At 76.5% G+C, this 712-nt stretch carries 1 protein-coding gene; it reads right to left on the reverse strand.

What is annotated here, in order from left to right; genetic code table 11:
* Positions 1-558, reverse strand: a 558-nt coding sequence (locus HW577_RS26005; RefSeq protein ID WP_198378958.1) for an MFS transporter, incomplete at its 3' end; no start/stop codon positions are given.
* Between the last annotated feature and the right edge of the window lie 154 nt (positions 559-712).

Below are 712 nucleotides of genomic sequence, written 5' to 3' on the forward strand. Positions count from 1 at the left end.
CGCGCGCGGCACGGGGCGCGACGCGACGGCGAGGGCGGCGAAGGCCGCCGCGCCCGCCACCGCTGCGACAAGGAAGGGTGCCTGCCAACCGAGGGTCAGCGCGAACCCCGGCAGCAGCGCCTGCGCCGCCGCGATACCGATGGGCCAGCCGACGACGTAGACCGCCATGGCGGGGAAAAGGTCCGGCCCGTGGAAGCGGTCCTGCATCATCTTGGTCAGCAGCAGGATCACCAGCACCGTGCCGACGCCCATCAGCAGCCGCCCGGCAAAAAGCGGCACGACGCCGCCCGAAGCCGCCACCAGCGCGCCGGCGATGAGCAAGGCGAGGCCCGCCAGCACGCCCGCGCGGTCGCCCAGCCGCCGCGCCGCGAGGCCGAGCGGCAGGGCGAGCAGCAGCCCGGGGAGCCAGAACAGGCCGACCAGCGTGCCGAACTGCGTCCAGTCGAGGTCGAAGCGATCGACCAGCAGCGGCCCCGCCGCGCCGGGCGCCTGGAAGAAGGCGCCGAGGGCCGCGCGCACGGCGAAGACGGCGGCGAGGAAGCCGGCGGCGCCGCTCATCGCAGCACGATCATCCGCGCCGGGCCGCGGCGCGCCACGGCGAGGATCGAATCCTGGCGGAAGCGGCGCGCGAGCGTCGCACAGCGCGCGGGCGGCGCGCCGATCAGCAGGTGCTCCTCGCCCCACGGACGCGGCCGGCAGGCGCGCCCCATGC

It is taken from the genome of Neoroseomonas rubea, from assembly GCF_016106015.1.
Taxonomy (GTDB): Bacteria; Pseudomonadota; Alphaproteobacteria; order Acetobacterales; family Acetobacteraceae; genus Neoroseomonas; species Neoroseomonas rubea.